The following is a 17,034-nucleotide window of genomic DNA, read 5'->3' as shown; positions in this document are numbered from 1 at the left end:
CCAGTCGTTCGATGGTTCACGTGCCGCCACCACAAATCTTAAGCTATAGGTGTCCACTGATCTGGGAAGGCTAGGAGTCCAGTTGGCGCTCTCGACGCGCGATATCGTCAGCGGTCATTGGCCACAACCCATTGACAGTCCCGTTTCCTGTTTGTGGTTATCCAGTCTGGGTGATCCGGAAGTGCGGTGGCGCGCCGGGCGGTCTTGACGCTCTTTGCGCGCGTCTGCGGTTGGCGCATCAAAAACAGCTAACTTCGAAGCAAAAGCGCATCGCTGATCTTCTCGGCCGCCATGATCACGGGGATGTTGGTATTGGCCGTCGGCAACCGCGGCATGATCGAGGCATCCCCCACGAAGATATTATCGCTGCCGATCACCAGCCCTTCTGGATCGACCACTGCCATAGGGTCGGTGGGATCGCCCATGCGGCAGGTCCCCACGGGGTGCCAGACGCCGAAAACGCTCTGCCGCACGAAAGCTTCGAGCGCGCGGTGGTCGGCAAGCGTGGCCTGGAAGGTCGTACCATTGAGCAGCGCGAGCCGGATCACGAGCTGCCGGAGGCCAACGGGTACGTCGAGCATCGGCCCGAGGATGGACGCGACGATGCGGTTGGCCGTGCCATACCGGCTCAGCCGCTTGATGCACGGGGAATACGAGGCCGGGAAGAAGTCGGCGGCTTCAGGATTAAGCGCGGGGTGAACGACGAGGCTCGCAAGCAGGCGCACGGACGCAATCATCCGTTCGAGATCACGCGGATCGGACAACAGGTCGAAATCGACAACGGGATAGGTCTTGGGATCGGGCGCTGCCAGCTTCAGTGATCCGCTCGAATACGGCCGGTTACACCAGAGGAAATAGAGGCCGAGCCGGGTGCCCAGAGCATGCCAGCCGCCGCGCGCCGATGCTGTTATGTACATGTCGGAGGGATCGCAGCCTAGATGTCCCGACGAGAAGCGCATCGCGGCGAAGTTCGGGCGGCGACGCGCCAGCGGCAGTCGCAGCCGGCGCGGCAAATATTGGCAGAACGTCAGAGCTGGATGATCGCGTAGATTGCTACCCACGCCCGCGAGATCAATGGCCACGGGGATGCCGAGCGCCTGGAGCGCAGCGCCCGGGCCGATTCCCGCCCGCATCAGGATTGCCGGCGATTGCAACGCGCCTGCGGTGAGGATCACGCGGCTGGCGCTAACGGCAAGCTTCTGCCCGCCGCGCGCGACCACGACCCTCGTCGCGCGACGCCTTTCAAGCTGAAGCTGCGCCACCTCGCTTTCGGCCCAGATCGTCAGGTTCGGCCGTGCCCGCGTTGCCGCATCGAGATAGCCGGCAGCGGACGAGACGCGCCGATCGTTGTGGTTCGAAAAGGCCGGCGGAAAAATGCCATCCTCGAACTCGGCGTTCTGGTCTTTCCGGAACGGCAAGCCGGTTGCCGACAACGCTTCTCCGACGGCTTTGCCAAACCGGGGCATCGCCTCGCGTGCGACGCGGCGGATCGGGATCGGTCCGCTCTTGCCGTGCAGCGGGCCGTTGAAATCGAGGTCGGTTTCGAGCTTGAGAAAATAGGGCAGCACATCCGCCCAGCCCCAGCCATGCGCGCCCAGATCGCGCCATTCGTCGTAGTCGCGCGGCAGGCCACGATTTGCCGACTGCACATTGATACTGGACCCGCCACCCATGACCCGGCCCTGCTCATAGGCGCGGACGACCGGCTTGCCCTCGGCATTGCGGCCGGCTACGGCCGAAAGGCCCGGCCAGATGTATTTGTCGCCAAAGAACAGCGGCATCGGATAGCTGTCGAGGATTTCCGGCGGCGTCGCTTCGGGCGGCGTGTCCATCCCGGCCTCAATCAGAAGCACGCGGCGGCTCACGTCCGCAGAAAGCCGGTTCGCGAGCACACACCCCGCCGATCCGCCGCCGACGATCACATCGTCGAAATGCAGCTCATCCATTCCCATCTCGTTTTGCAATTCGATGGATCGGCGCGGCCGTTGCGGCCGCGCCGATATAATCTAGCGAAAGTTGCCCTTGGTCTCGGGAATCACGATCGCCCCGATCAGGTAGATCACGAACACCCCCACCGCGAAGTAGGCTAGAGACATCGGAATCTCCGCGGGGCTGCCGCTCACCAGCGAGACGAAGGTCGGCATCATGCCGCCCAGCGCGAAGCCGATGTTCCAGGACAGGCCCGTGCCGCTGGCGCGCAGCGCGGTGGGGAAACGCTCGTTGAGGAAGATCAGCACCGGCGCGTATCCGGCATTGCCAATGAAGGCGATGGCAAACGCATAGAGCGTGATTTGCGTCGTGTCCTTGGTGGCAGCCAGGTTGAGATAGCAGAGCGGCAGCAGCACCGCCGCCAGCACGCCGATGATGAGGAACGTCTTCTTACGGCCGATGCGGTCGCTGAGCGCCCCCACCAGCACCGCGGAGCAGAACGCCGAGACACTCGCGCCCATCAGGATCAGCGATGAGGTTTGGTTCGGGACCGCATTAATGACTTTCAGGAAGCTCGGCAGATAGCCCGAGGTCAGATAGTAGCCGGCGCCGCCGCCGAAGGTGATCAGCAAATTAACCAACAAGACGCCCCGATACTCGCCGGAGAACACGTCCTTGACCGGCGCCTTCGAGACCTTCGCCTGCTTGTTGCCCTGCTGACGCTTGAGCTCCTTGAAATAGGGCGACTCCTCGAGATTGCGGAAGATGAACCAGCCGAGCAGCGAGCTCAGCAAGCCGGAGAAGAACATGAAGCGCCAGCCCCACACGGCGAAGGCATCGCCCGGGAAGATCGAGGACGTAATCAGGAAGATGAAGGACGCCAGCAGTGCGCCGATGCCGGCGCCGCCGCCGCCGACCAGTCCGGACATCGCGCCGCGCCAGTGCGCCGGCACAGACTCGGTGCCGATGGTGTGGGTGGACGCCACGACGCCGCCGACGAAGATGCCCTGCACCAGGCGCAGAATCAGGAAGATCACCGGCGCGATCACGCCGACTTGCGCGATGGTCGGCAGCAGGCCGAAGGCCGCCGTGCTGATGCCGACACCGACGATCGCGATCAGCATGGCCTGCTTGCGGCCGTGCACGTCGGCATAGTGACCGAACACCGCCGAGCCGAGCGGCCGCATCAACAGCGTCACGGCAAACGAGCCATAGACCGCGGCCAGCGACAGCGCCGCATTGCTCGATGGAAAGAACAGCGCGCCGACGACCGGCGCGACATATAATAGAATGAACAAATCAAACAGGTCGAGCGCCCATCCGAGCACCGAGGCGATGATCGCATTGACCATCTGCTTGTTGTCCGCCGAGCTTCGCGCACCCGCGACCGGCATATCCATCTCAGCCATGTTGTTTTACCTCCCCCGTTTTGATAGAGCCGCGGTCCGCGCCATTGCGAACCGCAGCAGTTCTTCCCGCGTATCAGCGGCCGGCGAATTTCGGCGGGCGCTTGTCGTTGAAGGCCTCGACGCCTTCCTTGAAGTCCTCCGACTGGCGCAGGCGGCTGTAGCAATGGCCTTCGAGCTCGATGGCGATGGCGAGCGTCGAATCCTCGGTGTCGTTGAGGAGTTTTTTCGCCGTGCGCTGCGCCAGCGGCGAGAACGTGCGGAGCTCGTCGACCAGCTTGTCGGTCGCCTTCTCCAGCTCGGCATCCGGCACGCATTCGGTGGCGATGCCCCAATCGAACGCCTGCTTGGCCGAGATGCGCTTGGAGCGCATCACGATGTCCTTGGTGCGGGTGATGCCGACCATCTTCTGCAGGCGCGCCGAACCGCCCGACCCCGGGATCTGGCCGAGCTTCTGCTCCGGCAATGCGTATTGCGTGGTCTCGGATGCGATACGGAAGTCACAGGCGAGCGACAGCTCGAAGCCGACGCCGAAGCAATAGCCCCGGTTGGCGACGATGACGGGCTTGGCGCAGCGCGCCGGTGCTGCGATGTTCCAGGCGAGCTTGGAGACGTGCTCGGGGCTCGCCTCCATGAAGCCGCCGATATTACCGCCGCTGGAGAAATGCTCGCCCTCGCCGCGCACCACAATGGTGCGGACGCGCGGATCCTCGTCGAGCGTCTCGAAGGTCAGCCGCAGCTGGTCGCGCTGCGGCATTGCCACGACGTTGTATGGCGGACGGCCCAGGATGATGTCGGCGCGCTCATGCGCCTCGTCGATCTCGACCTTGAACCCGTCGAGCTTAGCGAGCCGGGCATCGGCGAATGTGTAGGGTGACGGCATGTTGGCTTCCTTCTGTTGAGTGCGTGATGATCAGGCGGCGTCCGACGGCGGCTGGCGCTCGGCCTCGTATTCTCCGGCAACGAGCAGTCGCCGCAGCAGCTTGCCGACCGGCGATTTGGGAATCGCGTCGACGAATACGTAGCGGCGCGGCCGCTTGAAATTGGCGAGGCCCGAGGTGCGGCAGAACTGCTCGAGCTCGACATCCGACACCGGACGGTTGCGTTTCACGAAAGCCGCGACGACCTTGCCCCATTTTTCGTCGGTGACGCCGACCACCGCGACCTCGTCGACCGCCGGATGCAGCGACAGACAGCTCTCGATCTCGACCGGCGAGACGTTCTCGCCGCCGGTGATGATCATGTCGTCGACGCGCCCGGTGACGAACAGGTCGCCGTCGGGATCGACGAAGCCGGTGTCGCCGGTGAAATACCAGCCCTCGCGCAGCGACTTGGCATCCGCTTCAGGACGGCGCCAGTAACCTTCGAACGCCTCGTCGCCGGCAAGCGTTGCGATGATCTCGCCCTCCTCGCCGACCGCCGCAAGCTCCGCGACCGATCGCGCGCCTATGCGCACCACCTTGATGTGCTGGTTCAGCCCGGCCTTGCCCGCCGACCCCGGCTTTGCCGCGGCGTTCTGGTCGATGGTAAAGGTGTAGATCTCCGAGCTGCCGTAGTGATTGACGAACAGGTCCGGCTTGAACGCCTCGTTCAGTTTTTTCAGCAGTCCGTCGGTCATCGACGCGCCGGCGAAGCCGAGCTTGCGGACGCTGGACACGTTGGTCCCAGCAAAGGCCTCGTGATGCACGAGGTCGTGATAGAGCGTCGGCACCAGATACAGATTGGTGATCGCCTCTTGCTCGATCAGCGCCAGCGCCTGGCGGCTGTCATAGCGCGGCAGGCAGACGAAACTGCCGCCGATCAGCGACATCGCCAGGAGCGAGCGGACCCCCATGGTGTGATAGAGCGGCATCACGCCAAGCGTGCGCTCGCCGCGGCCGTAGAGGTTTTGTGCGACATGGGCGATCGCCGCGGCACGTTCGGCGCGATGCCGCCGCGGCACGCCCTTTGGCCGCGACGTCGTGCCGGAGGTGTAGAGCATGATCGACCAGGAGTCCGCGCCGATGCGCGGCTCGGCATCTGGCGCGGCGTCCCGGATCAGATCGGCGAAGCTCGTCGCTCCGCCTGTGCCAGGATCGACGGACACGCGCAGCAGCTTGCCCGCCAGCGCCGATCCCTGCACTGCCTCCGCGGAAATATCCTGATAGACAAGCGCGCAGGCTTCGGCGTTCTCGATGCAATAGTCGAGCTCGTCGGCCTTGGCCCGCCAGTTGATCGGGGTGATCACGAGACCCGCAAACTGGCAGGCCCAGTGCAGCGTCGCCGCCTCCCAGCGGTTCTGCAGCAGCGTGACGACGTGATCGCCCGGCCTGAGGCCGAGGCGGTCGAAGGATGCCGCGAGTGCGGAGATCTTGTCGTACCATTGCCGGTAGGTCAGGCGGAGATCGCCGTCGACCAATGCAATGGCGTGGGGATCGCGCGCGGCGCTGGCCATGAAGCTGCTGGCGAGATCAAGCATCGGACGTCTCTTTTTTGGATGAAGCAAGCTGGGCGGCGGCTTCCAGCGCCGCCTGGATGATCGGGGTGTAGCCGGTGCAACGGCACAGATGGCCGCTGAGGAGATCGCGGATCTCCGCTTCCGTCGGTGCCGGGTTCCTGGCGAGATAGTGGTCGAGCGACATCAAAATGCCTGCGGTACAGAAGCCACACTGGAGCGCGTGGTTGCGGCGGAACGCCTGCTGCAGCACGCCGAGCCGGTCCGCCGATGGCGCCAGCCCTTCGACCGTCTGGATCTCGCAGCCATCGACCTGCGCTGCGAGCGTCAGACAGGACCGCGTCAGCATGCCGTCGACGACGATGGTGCAGGCGCCGCAGACGCCGTGCTCGCAGCCGACATGGGTGCCGGTCGCACCAATCTGGTGACGCAGGAAGTCGGAGAGCAGCATGCGCGGCTCGGCTTCCGACTGGACGGGCTTGCCATTCAGCGTGAGGCGGACGGAATGGCGGGCATCTGCCTTGAGGCGGGTCATTGCAGCACCTCGCCGATCAGGTCGCGGCCGATCATGCGGACGAGGTCGCGGCGGTAACGTGCGGTGGCGTGAACGTCGTCGCGCGCACCGAGCTCGTAGGCGAAGGCGTTGAGGACATCGTCGAGCGCGCCGCCCTGCAGAGGCGGCCAATCCCGCGCGGTCGGGACGTCGGCGACACCGCCGACGGCGAGGCGCACGCCCGTGGCGGTCTTCATCGCGGCGCAAGCGACGATGGCGAAATCGCCGTGACGGCGCGCCACCTCGCGGAAGGCAACGCGCGATCCCTGGATAACAGGCAGCGAGATGCCCTCGATCAATTCATCGTCGCTGCGCGCCGTCAGCATCATGCCGGCGAAGAAGTCCTGGGCCGCGACGCGGCGCCGACGTTTGGCACTGCGCAAAAGCACCTCGCCGCCGAGCGCGACCAGAGCCAGCGGCATCTCAGCGCTAGGATCGGCATGCGCGAGCGAGCCGCAGATGGTGCCGCGGCTACGGGTCTGCATGTGCCCGACCCATGGCAGCGCCAGCGCCACCAGCGGCAGCGCCTCGGCCAGCTCCGGCCAGGCGAGCAGATCGGCCTGGCGCACGCCGGCGCCAATGACGACGGCATCGGCCTTCCGATCGATCTTGCGCAGCTCCTCGAGGCGCATGATGTCGATCAGGAGTTTTGGCTTGGCGAGCCGCATATTGAGCATCGCCATCAGCGACTGGCCGCCGGCGAGCACGCGCGCGTCGCCGCCTTGCTGCGCGAGTCCTTCGAGGACGTCGCCGACAGTCTCGGCGCGGAGATAATCGAATGCGGGCGGCTTCATCGGCGCCCCCCGAACAGGCTGACGAGTTTCGTCAGCACCGCGAACAGCGAGAAACCGCCGCCAGTTGCACTACCGCCGCCGGCCTTGCGGGCCAGCGCCGTGAAGAACTGGCCGATGATGACGCGTGTCGCACCATCGAGCAGGCGGCCGCCGATGCTGGCGACCTTGCCGCCGATCGCGGCGTCGTAGCTGTAGGTCAGCTTTGTTCCGCCGCTGCCGTCGGGCGCGAGCGTGATCCGTCCCTCGGCTTTGCCGAAGCCGAGCGCGCCGGTGGCCCCTCCGCGCACGGTCACCGCGCGCGGCGGATCGAGATCGAACAATTCCACATCGGCTCGATAACGCCCGCTGACGGGGCCGATGCCGAGGGTGACATCGGCGCGGAAATGCGTGTCGGTGATCCTGTCGACACGCTGGCAGCCGGGAATGACGGATTGCAGCGTATCCGGATCGAGCAGCATCGCCCAGACCTGCTCCGGCGCGCCCTGCACCGAGGCCTGCCCCTCGCCGCGCAGCCGCCGGTCGCCCTCGCGCACGGGCGCCGCGGCCGCACCGCCAGCGGGCGGCGGCGGTTCGGCACGGCGCACCATCTCTGCGAGCCGCGCCGGCACCAGCGGCAGCGTGACGTCGGCAACACCGAGCGCGTCCGCGACCGCATTGGCGATGCACACCGGCGTCGACATGCAATTGCCCTCGCCGACGCCTTTTGCGCCGAGCGGCGTGAACGGCGACGGCGTCTCCATGTGGATGATCTCAGGCTCCGGCACCTCGGTGGTGGTCGGCAGCAGATAGTCGGCGAACGTACCCGTGAGGAAACTGCCGTCCTCGGCGTAGGCATATTCCTCGTACAACGCAGCACCGAGCGCCTGGGCAAAACCGCCACGGATCTGGCCGTCGACCATGCCGGGATGTAAAATCGTGCCGCAGTCGTGCATGGTGACGTAGCGGTCGATCCGCGTCTCCAGCGTGGTGCGGTCAATCTCGACGCCGCAGAAATCGAAGATGAAGCCGTGGCAGAGCGAGGAGTTGATGCGGTCGTCCTCGTCCGGCGGCGTCAGCTCCGGCGGCGTCCAGAACACGGTCTCGCGGATGGTCTGGACGGCATCGTCGGGCAGCGAGCCGGGCGACCAGTGGCTGAGGGCCGCGACGCGCGAGAACGCGATCCGGTTTTCCGGATTGTGTTTCGAAGAAACGAAGCCCCTTGCGAACACGATGTCCGCAGCTTCGACGTTGAGCTGGCTGGCCGCGATGCGGGCAAGACGGCCCGCAACGCGTTCAGCCGCGACCTTCGCCGTACCGGCGACGGCCGCAGCAAAACGGCTGGCATAGTTGCCCGATGCAATCGACCAGGCGTCCTTCGCCGTGTCGATCTCGGTGTTGACGCGGATATCCTTTGGCTGAAGGCCGAAGACATCGGCGACTACCTGGGACAGCACGGTGCGATGGCCCTGCCCCTGAGGCACCGACGCCACGTGGACGGTGACGCTGCCGACCGGATCGAGCCCGACGGTGGCGGTCGCCTGCGCGCCGTTCTTCGGGCCTGCCTTGCGGCGCTCGGCCGCCGTCAGCACGGTGGTGATGTAGCCCATGTTGGAGACGCTGGGTTCGACCACGGCGGTGAAGCCGATGCCGTAGAGGCCGCCACGCGCCTGCACCTCGTCACGCTTCGCCCTGAGCTCCGCGAGCCTTCCCTGCTCGACGGCGCGCGTGATCGCTTCTTGATAGTCGCCGGAATCGAGCAGCGCGCCGGTCGCGGTGCGATAGGGAAACGCGCCGGCATCGATCAGATTGCGCTTGATGACATCGAGCGGATCGAGGCCGAGCACGATTGCGATCCGCTGCACCAGGCGCTCTAGCGCGAAATAGACCTGCGGTCCGCCGAAACCGCGGTTGAGGCCGGTCGGCGTCTTGTTGGTGACGACGACGCGGTTGCGGATTTTGACGTGGCGGATGTCGTAAGCGCCGGTCAGATTGCCGTGCATGCGGTAGAGCGTGGCCGGCTCGGGCGCGCGCAGATGCGCGCCGCAATCCTCGACCTGGTCCCAGTCGAGCGCGAGGATCTTTCCGTCGGTCGCGACCGCCGCGGCCAGCGTCGTTGCACGGTTGGTGGCCGATACCGATGCGGTGAGATGCTCTAGCCGGTCCTCGATCCATTTCACCGGCCGTCCCGTCACACGTGCGGCCGCCGCAATCAGCGCGATATAGGGAAACACGCCCTGCTTGACGCCAAAGCTGCCGCCGGAATCCGGCGGCGTGCGCAGCCGCAGCCGATTGCCAGGCACTTTGAGCGCACGCGCGATCACCGTGTGGATGCTGAACGGGCCCTGGAAATTGGCGAGCACCTCGAACGCATCTTCGCCGGCGTCATGCGAGGCCACGACGCCATAGGTCTCGATCGGCGTGCAGGAACTGCGGGGGTATTTGATATCGATGGAGAAGCGATGCGGCGCATCGGCGAAGGCCTTTTCAGGGTCGCCGTAGCTGAAGTGGCGATCGCTGGCGAGATTGCCGGGAAAGCCGTCGTGCAGCAGCGGTGCGCCGGGCGACAGCGTGCCGAGCGGATCGACGACAGCAGCGCGCGGGCGATATTCGACATTGACCAGCTCGGCTGCGTCCTCGGCGCGGGCGCGGTCGCTCGCTACGATCACAGCCACGGGCTCGCCGACATAGCGTACACGGTCCATCGCAATCGGCCAGCATTCGACCGGCGCCTTCACGCCGACGACGAGGCTGGTGGTAACGGCCTTGACGTCACTGCCGATCAGAATGGCCGCAACGCCCGGCAGGCGCTTGGCGGCTTCAACGTCTATGGAGAGAACATCGGCGTGCGCATGCGGCGAGCGCAGGATGGTCGCATGAAGCGTGCCAGGCTGAACGCCGAGATCGTCGATGAAGCGGCCATGGCCGCTGAGCAGCGCGGCATCCTCGACGCGTTCGATCGAGCGCCCGACCCATGGCTCATCGCCGCTTCCCGGATTTGCGGATTTGACCGCCTGTAACATGTCCCGGCATACCTCCCGACGCGCTCTATGACGCGGCGGTGACAGATGTCAGGACGGCAGGTGCGCGGGCCATACCGCCCGCTCTCACGACTTACCAAATCGTCTCATTCGAGCGCGTGCAGCGCAATATCAGCCCGCAAGATCAGCCCGCAAGACGCGAGACGTTGCGAAACTCGCGCGGGCTGACGCCGGCATGATCGCGGAAGAAGCGCGTAAAATGCGCCGGCTCCGGAAAGCCGAAACGCTCGCTGAGCTCACCGAGCGGCGTCTCCTCGCGCATCACCGCATCGAGCGCGCGCTCCATGCGGACGACGTTGAGATAGAGCTTTGGCGAGACGCCGAGCGAGGTCTCGAACAGACGGAAGAACTGGGCGCGCGAGAGGCCGGCGCCCTTCACGAACTGATCGACGTTGGCATGGGAATCGTGCGTCCGCATCACGTCCATCACGCGGCGGATGCGCCAGTCGCAGCTCACCGCGCTCATGCCGCGGATCGAGACCGGAAAGCTGCGCCACGGCGTGAAGCGCTCGATCACCGCGATCATGAGATCCGACAGGGTCTGCTCATGGGTGCGCACCGCATCCGGATTCGCCATCATTTCGGCCGCCAAATGCAACGTGAGCTGGCGGATGCGCCGCGATACCTCGCCTGACGGCCGCTCGAAAAAGCCCGGCGCGCCGCTCGCGGCCCAGCCGGGACGGAACTCCTTCAGCCATTCCGGCTCGATGTAGAGCGCCATGATGAGTGTGCGCGGACGGTTGGCGTCGTGCACATAGGCATGCGGCTTCCAGCCGTCGACCAGCACGGCGGCGGTGTCCGTGAGCGGCGTGACCCGGTCGCCGACCAGAAACTGGGTATCGGCGCCCTCGACCTTGAGCAGGACATGGCAGTGATGATGGGCGTGGCGGACCAGCGAACGGTCCATGTCGAGCAGAGCGACCCTGCCGAAAGCGCCATGAGCGATGCGCAGGGCCGTCGACATCAGTTCCTTCCTCCCGGCATTGCGCCCCAAAATGATTGGCTTGTTGGCGCGGCACTATAAGCAGCACCGGCTACATATTCCAACCGCGCACAAGGACGCAAGTTGCTCGCGGGCGGAAACCGGCTCACGTCCGCGTCTCCGCGAGGAGGCGCGCGACCGCGGCGCTCGGGTCAGCTTGCAGAGCGGTGGCCAGATCGACCTCCTCCTCGCCCTTGACGCGGATGCGCTTGAAGGCGAGCTCGGGCGCGCTGACCGGCGCGGTCGCATCGAGGCCCATCTTGGCGCTGATGCCATTGTCGGTGGTCGGATCGAGTTTCGAGCCGAGCGCGCCGGCGACGACCATGAGGTCGCGGTCGGCCTGGAAGCGCGTCGCCACCGCCCATTCGATCTCCTCCGATGAGGAAATGTCGACGTCCTTGTCGACCAAGACCACCTGCTTGATGTCGTAATGCGCGCCGAAGGCGCACATCATGATGTTCTTGGGCTCGCCATCGTTGGTCTTGTCCATTCTGATCGCGAGATGATAGCGGCAGGTGCCGCCGCGCGTGAGGCGGACGTCGAGCACATTTGGAAAACTGCGGCGCAAGTGCTGAAGCAGCGTCGCCTCGCGCGGCACGCCGCCGAGGATGAGATGCTCAAAACCGCCGCCGACGATGGTGTGGAAAATCGGCGCCATGCGATGCGTGATGGCATCAACCTCGATCACCTCGCGATTGGCGCGCGGACCGTAATATTGAGGGAATTCGCCGAACGGACCTTCCGGCTCGCGCACACCCTGCAGAATCCGCCCCTCGATCACGATTTCCGCATGGGCGGGCACTCGCACCGAATTGGTGCGGCATTTGACGACGTCCACGGGCGTGCCGAGCAGCGCGCCCGCAATCGCCATCTCGTCCTCGTCGAGCGCGGCAATCGCTTGCGAAGCCAGCATCAGCGCCGGATGCGCGCCGATCACGATCGCGATCTCCAGCGCCTGTCCCATCTCCTCCGTCATGCGATAATAGGAGAACGTATGCCGCGGCAGCAGCAGCACGCCGATGCGGTTCTTGCTGCTGATCTGGCAGCGGTGGATCGAGACGTTCTGCACGCCGGTCTTGGGATTGCGGGCGATCAGCAGACCGGCGGTGATGTAGGGACCACTGTCGCGCTCATTGTGCTTGGGGACCGGCAGCTGACGGAGCAGATCGACCTCGTCGTGCACGACCTCCTGCACCGGCCCGCTCGCGACCTCATGCGTCGGCAACGGGTTATTCGCCGCGGCCAGGAACCGCGGCAGCAGCTGGTCCTCGGTCACACCGATGGAATCGGCGACCCAGTCGCGACCGGCAAAGAGGTTGGCGACGACGGGAATATCGTGCCCATCGGGGCGCGGAAACAGCACCGCGCTGTCGCGCTCCAGGCGCTTGGCGATTGCGGCGAGCTCGTCAGCCAGCCCAATGCCCTCACGGGCAATCGCAAGCTTGCCGCGTTCGGCGAGATGGGCGAGCCAGGCGCGCAGATCGGCGGGCGAGCTCACACCTTTCGCGGCAACATTCTCCATTCGCATATGACGGTTCTTTCCTTTGTCTCAAAGTCAGGGCGCGATCTTGCGCAGCGACGGCGAGCGGCGCTTGAGCGCTTCATCTTCGCCCCAGCGGCGCACGATTCCGATATCGATGTCGAACAGGTCGAGCACGCGACCGACGGTGTGCTCGACCATGTCGTCGAGATTTTCGGGCTTGGCGTAGAAGGCCGGCACGGGCGGCGCGATGATCGCGCCCATCTCCGAGAGTGCCGTCATCGTCCTGAGATGGCCGGTGTGCAGCGGCGTCTCGCGCACCATCAGCACCAGGCGCCGGCGCTCCTTCAGCACGACATCGGCCGCGCGGGTGAGCAACGTCGTGGTCACGCCCGAGGCGATCTCGGACATCGAGCGCATCGAGCACGGCGCCACGATCATCCCTGCGGTACGGAACGACCCGCTCGAGATCGCCGAAGCCATGTCGTCGATGGCATAGTTGACATTGGCGAGTGCCCTCACCTCCGCGATCTTCAGGTCGGTCTCATAGGCAAAGGTCAGCTCGGCCGTCTTCGACATCACCAGATGGGTCTCGACGCCGGCATTGCGCAGCAGCTGCAGCAGGCGCACGCCATAGGTAACGCCCGAGGCGCCGGAAATGCCGATGATCATCCGCTTGGGCGTTGCGTCCTGCATATTTATGGTTTCGCTCCCGGGGTCACGCGGGTCCGCCGCGAGACTAGGCAATCCCATCCATCATCACAAATAATGATTGATTATATCATTCATCATTCGCGATGATGGTGCGGGGAGCAAGACCGGCGAGGAAGGACGGATCCGTGGAACTCAGGCAGATGCAATATTTCCTGTGCCTGGCCGAGGAGAAGAACGTCACCCGCGCCGCGCGCCAGCTCAACATCGTGCAGCCGGCGCTGAGCATGCAGATCGCGAAGCTCGAGGCCGAACTCGGCCAAAAACTGTTCGACCGCAGCGTCCAGGGTATGACGCTGACCAGCGCCGGCGAGGTATTGGTGCGGCTGACGGCACCGATCGTGCGCGATGCCGAGTATGCGCGGCAGGAGATGGCCCAGCTCGGCGGCCGCATCTCGGGCCGCGTCTCGGTCGGCCTCATTACCTCGGTGGCGCAGAGCACCATGGCGAGTTCGTCGGCGACCGTCGCCAGCCGCTATCCCGAGATCACGCTGTCGGCCTGCGAGGGCTATACCGAGACGCTGGTCGATTGGGTCAACACCGGTCAGCTCGATTTCGCGCTGATCAACGTGCCGCGCCGGAAAACGCCCCTCGCCGCGCATCACGTGATGGACGAGGAGATGGTGTTTGCCTATCGGAAGGACAGCCCGAACAGGCCGCCAGCCAAGCTGCGCTTCGACCACATCGCGAGGTTCGATCTGGTGCTGCCGTCGAAGCGTCACGGCCTGCGACTCATCCTCGACGAGCACGCCGCCGCCGCCGGCATTGACCTGAGGCCGCGGCTCGAGCTCGACACCCTGCCCGCGCTCTGCGACGTAATCGCGACCACCGATTTCGTTACGGTTTTGCCAACCATCGCGCTCCGGCAATCGCTTGCGAGCGGGACCATCCGGGCCCATCGCTTCGACGAACAAAGGATCGTGCGTTCGATCGCCTGGGTGCATCATCCGCGGCGCGCGGTGTCGGTCGCGGCCAAAGCCGTGCTCGACGTCATCAGCCACGATCTGGCACAGGCCGCAGCAGTGGTGAGAGAGTTCGTAGAGCCCGCTTCCAGCGGCAGACGGCCACGCAGGAAGACGATTTCCTGAATTCCGAACGCCGCTCGGACAAGATGTCGCGCTCATCCTAAAATGAGACGGGTTGGTAAGTTTCGAGACGAGCCAGCATGACGGTCACGTCAAGTCGCTGATTACGGTCCAGGCGCAGAAAATCGCGGCCTTGCGCTCCTCCCGGACTATTCTTGTCACGACGCTCCCAAGGTTCGCAGAACAAGACACGTCGGGAGATTCGGTCCGAGATGGCAAGGTTCGGTCACAGCAAGATCACGGGCGGCACCAGGCGGCACGTTGAGGGATTTCATCCTGACCGCAGGTCTCTGCTCTCGCTCGGCGTAGGCGCGGCTCTCTCCGCCACCGGACTGCATCCTGCGCAAGCGCAAGACTATCCCGCGCGTCCAATCCAGGTGCTCGTGCCCTTCGCCGGCGGCAGCGCCAGCGACGTCATCACGCGCATCCTTCTCAACCGCATGTCGACGTCATTGGGACAAGCCTTCGTGGTGGACAATCGCCCTGGCGCCGGCGGCAATATCGGCACGGCGGCCGCGGCGCATGCTGCCGCGGACGGGTACACGTTGCTGATGAGCACGTCCGGCCCACTGGCTGCGAACAAGTCTCTCTATAAGGAGCTTCCCTACGAACCGCTGAAGGATCTCGCCCCGATCGGCCTGTTCGCGGCGCTACCGAATGTCGTCGTGATCAATTCGAGGCTGCCGCCGAAATCCCTGCGCGAGCTGATCGAATACGCCAAGGAGCACCCTCGGGAGCTGAACTACGGAACGGTCGGCGTCGGCTCGTCGCAGCACCTGGCGGCCGCCTATTTCGAGCAGCTCACCGGCACCGAGATCACGCACGTTCCCTATCGCAACATCGCCGCATACACGCCGGACTTCATCGCGGGTCAGGTCCCGCTCGGCTTCCAGCTGCTGCCGAACGTCATCGGCCTGATCCGGAACGGCGATGCGCGTCCGCTCGCGGTCGCCAGCGACAAGCGCATGACGGCCCTGCCGGACGTGCCAACCGCAGCCGAGGCCGGCCTGAAGGATTACGAAAGTGCCGCTTGGTTAGCGCTGCTTGCTCCGGCGAATACGGACAAGACTGTCATCGACAAGCTCTACAAAGCCATGGTCGAAGCCGTGAACGATCCGAAGGTGCGCGCCCTCTTCGTCGAACAAGGGGCCGAGCCGCTGGTGATGGACCCGCAAGGTCTGAAGGATTTTATGACCTTGGAGGCCGCGAAATGGGCGACGATCATCAAAAAGATTGGCATCGAGCCGATGTGAATCGGAGGCTTCGCCTCGCGTGGCTACGGCCGTTTTGCACGCTATAATGCGCCATATTACTCTGCCCGCGGAAGCACGTGGAATCCACACACCGATCGGGGTTTAGTGGAAGCCGCAACTCGGGTCGACGCTATGAGAGGAAGTGCGAACATTCTCGCCAAACACGCCAAATTGCGCGGCAGCCGCCGACGACCACACAACTCCCACTTTATCATTTCGAACGCGGCTTCGTCGTTGATTTGCAAGCAAAATTCTCCACGCGTCACGGACAACCCCCGACGATATACCCGCTGCGATTTTTCGGTCTTGAATTCACAGAAAAATTCGAGCCGCTCGCAGCGCTGGCGGTCCGGGTACCTATCGGGGTCAATCGACTGATCGGCTCTGCCTAGGTAGCGAAGATGGCAGTGCGCGTACTGGCGCGGTGTAAATTCAAATACCGTCAGAGATTGGAAAGGCGCTCGGCCGCTCGCTCGGTCCGCACAGACAAAGGCGTTCTTGCCGAGAAGATGAATATTCCCTTGATGCCGCTGCCGTCGACCTCGCCGACCCACAAACAGACGTCTATCGGTGTGGCCAGCGGGATTATTTTCCGCGGAACACCGCCGGGCGACGCTCCACGAAAGACTGGATGCCTTCTTTCATGTCTTCGCTGCTGAAAACGCGGTGCTTGATCTTGGGGATATAATCGATCGCCGCTCTTTCGCCAGCCTCAATGTACTTCAGGGCGGCCTCTTTGGTTACCTGAATGCCGATCGGAGCGTTCTTGGCGATCAGACCAGCAATTTCCATCGCGCGGGGAATCTGCTGACCAGGAGCGACGACTTCCTGAACAAACCCGATTTTGTACGCCCGCGCCGCGCTGAACTCGTCGCACAAGAACAGGTGATACATCGCATCCCCCCATCCTGCCCGCGTCACGTACCGGAATGGGCGCCACCGAGCGGCGCGATCCCGCGCTTGGATTCCATTTGGCAGAACCGGGCGTCGTCGGTGGCCACAACGATGTCGCCGGCCAGAATCATTTCGATGCCAATCGTGAAACAGATCCCCTGCACGGCCGTCACGATCGGCTTACGACACCGGCTTTTCAGCGCGAACGCATCGATGTTGCCGGGCTTGATCTCGGTATTTCGGCCGTGGGTCCGAAGAACTTCGGCATATCAAGGCCTGCCGTGAAGTCCGGGCCGTCGGCGCAGAGCACACCGACCCAATAGTCGTCGGTGCGGTCGAGAAGCGTCATCGCATCCGACATCTGAGCCATCATCTGCGGGCTGAAAGAATTCCTCTTGGCCACGTTGCCGATGACGATCTTGAACACATGCCCATGCACCACGGTACGGATCTGACCGACTTGCGTCGTCTCGATCATTTGCTAGTCTCCGAATGC

Annotated in this window: 13 protein-coding genes and 1 pseudogene; 2 read left to right on the top strand and 12 right to left on the bottom strand. The window is 64.5% G+C overall.

Annotated features, from left to right (window positions below; translation table 11 throughout):
• Positions 1-248: 248 nt before the first annotated feature.
• The 10 genes from AC0L3P_RS01220 to AC0L3P_RS01175 all read right to left on the bottom strand — a co-directional run bounded on the left by AC0L3P_RS01220 (position 249) and on the right by AC0L3P_RS01175 (position 13,291).
• The gene (locus AC0L3P_RS01220) at positions 249-1,946 is read right to left on the bottom strand and encodes a GMC family oxidoreductase (protein WP_473300823.1); all 1,698 of its coding nucleotides are present in this window, start codon (positions 1,944-1,946) and stop codon (positions 249-251) included.
• Positions 1,947-2,006: 60 nt separating this feature from the next.
• Positions 2,007-3,338 (bottom strand): MFS transporter, encoded by a 1,332-nt coding sequence (locus AC0L3P_RS01215; protein WP_473300822.1) that lies wholly within the window; start codon positions 3,336-3,338, stop codon positions 2,007-2,009.
• Positions 3,339-3,411: 73 nt separating this feature from the next.
• Complete coding sequence (locus AC0L3P_RS01210) at positions 3,412-4,218, bottom strand: enoyl-CoA hydratase/isomerase family protein (protein WP_275168223.1); 807 nt, start codon at positions 4,216-4,218, stop codon at positions 3,412-3,414.
• Between the two features lie 30 nt (positions 4,219-4,248).
• Positions 4,249-5,793, bottom strand: coding sequence for an AMP-binding protein (locus tag AC0L3P_RS01205; protein ID WP_275168224.1), 1,545 nt, complete (start codon positions 5,791-5,793; stop codon positions 4,249-4,251).
• Positions 5,786-6,304: a (2Fe-2S)-binding protein gene (locus tag AC0L3P_RS01200; protein ID WP_275168225.1), complete on the bottom strand. Its 519-nt coding sequence runs from the start codon at positions 6,302-6,304 to the stop codon at positions 5,786-5,788. Before AC0L3P_RS01200 ends, AC0L3P_RS01205 begins: the two co-directional genes overlap by 8 nt.
• Positions 6,301-7,116, bottom strand: a complete 816-nt coding sequence (locus tag AC0L3P_RS01195; protein ID WP_275168226.1) for an FAD binding domain-containing protein — start codon at positions 7,114-7,116, stop codon at positions 6,301-6,303. The genes AC0L3P_RS01200 and AC0L3P_RS01195 overlap by 4 nt, the downstream gene beginning before the upstream one ends.
• Positions 7,113-10,115, bottom strand: coding sequence for a xanthine dehydrogenase family protein molybdopterin-binding subunit (locus tag AC0L3P_RS01190; RefSeq protein ID WP_473300821.1), 3,003 nt, complete (start codon positions 10,113-10,115; stop codon positions 7,113-7,115). Before AC0L3P_RS01190 ends, AC0L3P_RS01195 begins: the two co-directional genes overlap by 4 nt.
• Positions 10,116-10,257: 142 nt before the next feature.
• Positions 10,258-11,097: a helix-turn-helix transcriptional regulator gene (locus AC0L3P_RS01185; RefSeq protein WP_275168228.1), complete on the bottom strand. Its 840-nt coding sequence runs from the start codon at positions 11,095-11,097 to the stop codon at positions 10,258-10,260.
• A gap of 124 nt (positions 11,098-11,221) precedes the next feature.
• Positions 11,222-12,643 (bottom strand): UbiD family decarboxylase, encoded by a 1,422-nt coding sequence (locus tag AC0L3P_RS01180; protein WP_275168229.1) that lies wholly within the window; start codon positions 12,641-12,643, stop codon positions 11,222-11,224.
• A 27-nt stretch (positions 12,644-12,670) separates the two neighbouring features.
• Positions 12,671-13,291, bottom strand: coding sequence for a UbiX family flavin prenyltransferase (locus tag AC0L3P_RS01175; RefSeq protein ID WP_473300820.1), 621 nt, complete (start codon positions 13,289-13,291; stop codon positions 12,671-12,673).
• A 158-nt stretch (positions 13,292-13,449) separates the two neighbouring features.
• Here AC0L3P_RS01175 and AC0L3P_RS01170 point away from each other — a divergent pair, with 158 nt between their 5' ends.
• Positions 13,450-14,394, top strand: a complete 945-nt coding sequence (locus tag AC0L3P_RS01170; RefSeq protein ID WP_275168407.1) for a LysR family transcriptional regulator — start codon at positions 13,450-13,452, stop codon at positions 14,392-14,394.
• Between the two features lie 209 nt (positions 14,395-14,603).
• Entirely contained in the window at positions 14,604-15,644 is a 1,041-nt protein-coding gene (locus AC0L3P_RS01165) for a Bug family tripartite tricarboxylate transporter substrate binding protein (RefSeq protein ID WP_275168231.1), read from the top strand.
• A gap of 585 nt (positions 15,645-16,229) precedes the next feature.
• Here AC0L3P_RS01165 and AC0L3P_RS01160 read toward each other — a convergent pair.
• A pseudogene (locus tag AC0L3P_RS01160) lies at positions 16,230-16,738 on the bottom strand (enoyl-CoA hydratase-related protein).
• Positions 16,735-17,016, bottom strand: a complete 282-nt coding sequence (locus tag AC0L3P_RS01155; RefSeq protein WP_275168233.1) for a Clp protease/crotonase-like domain-containing protein — start codon at positions 17,014-17,016, stop codon at positions 16,735-16,737. Before AC0L3P_RS01155 ends, AC0L3P_RS01160 begins: the two are co-directional and overlap by 4 nt.
• Positions 17,017-17,034: the final 18 nt, after the last annotated feature.

This window comes from Bradyrhizobium sp. WSM4874 (genome assembly GCF_055811835.1).
The sequence above is the reverse complement of the archived record's forward strand: the minus strand, read 5'-3'. Positions and strand labels throughout refer to the sequence as shown.